The organism is Bradyrhizobium sp. SRL28, assembly GCF_018596315.1.
In the GTDB taxonomy this organism is placed as follows: Bacteria; Pseudomonadota; Alphaproteobacteria; order Rhizobiales; family Xanthobacteraceae; genus Bradyrhizobium.
On sequence record NZ_JAHEAG010000119.1, the window covers coordinates 1 to 3,820 of the forward strand.

The 3,820-nt window shown below is 55.8% G+C and carries 5 protein-coding genes; 1 reads left to right on the forward strand and 4 read right to left on the reverse strand.

The genetic code is table 11. From position 1 onward, the window contains the following. Window positions 1–45: 45 nt before the first annotated feature. Together KIP88_RS48415 and KIP88_RS45310 are read right to left on the reverse strand one after the other, a co-directional pair. Window positions 46–660, reverse strand: a complete 615-nt coding sequence (locus tag KIP88_RS48415; protein ID WP_214494554.1) for a Crp/Fnr family transcriptional regulator — start codon at window positions 658–660, stop codon at window positions 46–48. Window positions 661–823: 163 nt separating this feature from the next. Beyond that, a complete protein-coding gene (locus KIP88_RS45310; protein ID WP_214494555.1) occupies window positions 824–1,078 on the reverse strand; it encodes a hypothetical protein in 255 nt (84 codons plus the stop codon). A 292-nt stretch (window positions 1,079–1,370) separates the two neighbouring features. On the opposite strand from KIP88_RS45310, the gene KIP88_RS45315 reads away from it, so the two are divergent. Then, window positions 1,371–1,619, forward strand: coding sequence for a hypothetical protein (locus KIP88_RS45315; protein ID WP_214494556.1), 249 nt, complete (start codon window positions 1,371–1,373; stop codon window positions 1,617–1,619). 203 nt (window positions 1,620–1,822) lie between these two features. Here KIP88_RS45315 and KIP88_RS45320 read toward each other — a convergent pair whose 3' ends face one another. Beyond that, on the reverse strand, window positions 1,823–1,990 hold the full coding sequence (locus KIP88_RS45320) for a hypothetical protein (RefSeq protein ID WP_214494557.1): 168 nt from the start codon (window positions 1,988–1,990) through the stop codon (window positions 1,823–1,825). A gap of 1,518 nt (window positions 1,991–3,508) precedes the next feature. Then, on the reverse strand, window positions 3,509–3,820 hold a 312-nt coding region (locus tag KIP88_RS45325), incomplete at its 5' end, for a hypothetical protein (RefSeq protein WP_214494558.1).

Consider the following 3,820-nt stretch of genomic DNA (forward strand, 5'->3'; position numbering starts at 1 on the left):
CTTGAACGATGCCAGGCATGGATGCGCTTCTCGATAGCTCCGATCTCAGCTGCGATCGCGGCGCCCCCTGCGGATTTGAATAAGACCGGCATGTTGCAAGGTGCGCTCTACCAGATTGATGGTGGTTCGCTGGACGCCAAGCATCTGTGCGAAAAATTCCTGCGTCAGCCGGATGTCCTTGCTTCCTAACCGTTTACTGCACTGTAGAAGCCACCTTGCTGCCCTGCTTTCAACGTGATGCAGCGCCTGGCAGGCGGTCGATTGCTGCGCTTGCGCGAGCAGGGACAAGTCGAACAGCGCAACGACCTTTCGGAAACTCTCGCTGCCTTTCCCGACGCGGTAGATCTCCGAAGCCGGGACGCGCACAGCTTCGCCTGCGACTTGAACGATGCATTCGGCAAACGAAGTCATAATGCCGTGGATCGAAGACGAACCGATCATTCCCTCTCGGCCAACAATGGAAGTCTCGGCGGTCTGGCCCTGTTCGGTGCGTGCGAGGACCGAGATGATGGTGGATTGCGGGAAATAGGCGAATTCGATGTCCGATGAGGAGCCATGAAGCACCTCACCATGCTCGACCGCAATTGTCCCCATGTGAGGTTCCAATAAGGATCGCGTCGAAGAGTCGAGCAAACTCAAAAGATGATTTTCGGTGGCCACATCAGCTCCAGCACAAAACCAGGCGGGAGCTTCATCTCTCTCTGTCACCGATACCTGAGGGCGAATTCGGTGATAGACCACGGTGGGCGCAAAGAGAGGCAATAGCTAGTTAATTGTGCGCTGATAGTCGGGTATCCGACAGTTTGGCTGATATATTTTGGCCTCAACGCGAAGATGCGGGGTATGGCCGTGGTGGGGCGCCCGTCGAGTTTGCCTGAGGGTCAACAGCGCCGGTCTTGTGGGTCTGCTCTGGTTCAAAGCGTTCTACGAAACGGTCGGTTTGCCAAAGCTCAACGGCGTGGCCATCAACGGCGATTTTTGCGAGCCGCCGCGCCTCCTTCTCATCAGAGCAGCGGATATCAACCCGATTGATAATGTGACCGTCCGGCCCGATCACATAGGCCCGGTATTCTTCCATCGAACGCTCTATCGCCGATCCGCCTGAAAAGCTGTTTCCTAATTTTAAGCGGACCTGAAGTGGCTGTCTATTTGAAAACGAGAATGGCGTGACGAGTCCTCATGCTGTGTCTGGTACCCGACACTCTTCCCGGCTGACACAGGGATTTCGTGCGAAGCCACGGTGTCGCATCGGCGTTGCCGCCTTCGCCCGATACGATGCCCCGGCGGTTCTTTTGACGACGGTCGGAACCGGACAGACAAAATGGGCGTTTAAGCGAAGTATTTTTGGGAGCCGAGGAAGGGAAGATCAAATGATCACCGATACCTTCGATCGCCGAACTTTAGCTAGAATGGAGGTCGCCCTTGATCGAGCGTGCTTACTTCTTCCGACTGGCAGCGAGAAACACAATGCTCGTCGGATCATAGCTAGCAAAATAATTGAATGTGCCAATCGTGGTGACGCCACCCTGAGTAGGCTTACTGAAGCCGGATACGCCGCTGCGATGCAACTGACGGCTTCCGGACAGTCCGTTAGGGAAAAAGAGGCGGCCAACTACTAGGCCACCCGTCCTGACAGATTAGGCAGCATAGCTTCCATGCGAGGCCATGTTGTCGCACCGGTGCGGCATGAATTCCCGATACGATGATTGTGCGTTCCGAGACGGGACGCTCAAGGAGACGGAGCGGTCCCGGCGCAAGCCAGCCCCGCACCGGGACCCTTTCTTTCTTGCAGACTAGAACGAAAGGCCATAGCCGAGGCGCCCTACTGCGCTTTAATTGCTCGCGCAATTTCGTCCGCGAGCTGGTCCAGATGTTTTGCCAGCCTGTCGAACATTTCGCGCTTGGCTTGGTCCGTAGCCAGGTCCCGGACAAGGGCGCATTCGGCAGCGTCTTTACGCAACTTCTCCAGATGCGCTTGATAGTCTTTCATTGTGATGCCACGCCGCCTTGTCCCCGATAGACCACGTCACGCTAGGCTGACTTTGGCGGTTGGACCCCGGCGAGGTCAGCCATTCACTGATATGTGCGGCCAACTCGTCTTGCCGAGCCTTCCGTAACAACTCTTCTCGGGCCTTGCCGTAAGGCGGTTGTTTCGCCTGCGTCTTGAGACGTTTCGCCTCGTCTGCAAGCCGGTGCTCGAGCGAGGACGTGTGCACGAACTTCTTTCTCTCTTTCATGGACATTTGTCCTCCCACGCAACCTCGCAAATTTTGAACCAGTGATCAGATTCCCGTCTGTTCACTTGTGAACACGACGGGAGGGGCACCTACATTTTCAACAGATTTCGGGAACAAGTGGCAATCGTCCTGAATTATGTCGGCGTCTGGAGGACAACATCGGACACATGCGAAGACGGCTTCAGCGCGCGTCCCCCGAAGGCGCTGGAGCCGTTTTTGTTTGGTCGGACGGCACACACTTTAAGAAGTGGGTTTGTAGGTGCGTCAACTATCGGATTAGGTCTGCTCCGGGTCAATCGCGTCGGTTCGTCCCACCGCTGACCACTTCCGGTCGTCCCCCAACTGCGGACATCACGCATCGGGATCACCACTTCCGAAAGGTGCCATTTCCGGACTCACGCATCGCTGCAAACTAAGGTGCCGGTCCGAATTTCTTATCGTCAATCCATGTGCCTATGATCAATGTACCTATTTTGACGTACACCGATATTGCAGAGCGACATTCGGTGGCATCTTCATTCTTGGCGTGCCAGCGCTTTCGAATTTAGTGGCAACCTCGGCAACGATTCAGAGCGCATAGTCAGAGACTGAGGCGGGTCGCACTTAGATCGTCCTCTGCATGGCGGTTGTCGCCCATCGCCGGTCGGTCTATCGTTGCAGAAAGCGACTATGATCGGAAGGCGAACCACCTTCTGCATGATGCATCGATGGTGAAGGATGAGAAATAGCATGGCGATCTAATTCGGGGATCATCACTATGAACTTGGAAGAGGTTCGTAACTACTGGGCTAAGGTTCTAGGCATCCGTGGCCCACAATGGATGATCATCGTAGCTTTGCAAGAGCTCGACCACGGCGAGGGAGCGCCCGTGATGGCAGTTGCTACAATGCTGCACGTTAATCCAACCTTCGTCATGACGCAGTCGAGACTTCTAGAAAGGAAGGGCTTTGTTCGGCGAACCGCGGTGAGCGATGACTCTGGGACTGTAAGTCTGTCCCTCACGGACAAGGCCTACAGGCGCTTGGCGAAACTAGCCTATCCTTGGTCTCGGCCGGAGCGATAGCACACGAAGCTTCAGCAAAAGGGAAATTCACCAATCCGAAGTCTCGAGTCAGCATGACGGCAGCAACGCGAATGGCATTGGAGCGCTACGTGAACAGGCGCATTGCGGCTTACAACTCCCGGGTCGCCGATCCTGCTGTGAGGATCATCGCCGAGTTGGAGGCGAGCTTTAAGGAGTATCCTCCCATCAAGCTCGGTACCCCAGACCCCTACATGCCGCCCGAGCCGGTTTCACGGTAGCTGTCAGACCTGAGACGACCTTCGTTTATGGCGAACCAAAATGCGAAGGCGACGGCCGTCATAGCGCATGAGATCAGAATTGCGGTGACGACCAGCTTGAACCATTCCCAGTAGGACACGCACGCACTTCCAGTCGGCCCATGCCGCGACGCAACGTTACCGGGAAATATCGGAAAACGCCAGTGCACCTTGGTGCCAATTCGCGGATCGCAAACTGAACCGCGCAAGCAAACTGAACCGCGCAAAATGTCAGATGGTGCAGGAGGTGGCTTCCGGCCCTG

Coding starts and splice junctions, on each gene's coding strand:
- KIP88_RS45310 (WP_214494555.1), bottom strand. CDS start 1,078: ATGGAAGAATACCGGGCCTATGTGATCGGGCCGGACGGTCACATTATC.
- KIP88_RS45315 (WP_214494556.1), top strand. CDS start 1,371: ATGATCACCGATACCTTCGATCGCCGAACTTTAGCTAGAATGGAGGTC.
- KIP88_RS45320 (WP_214494557.1), bottom strand. CDS start 1,990: ATGAAAGACTATCAAGCGCATCTGGAGAAGTTGCGTAAAGACGCTGCC.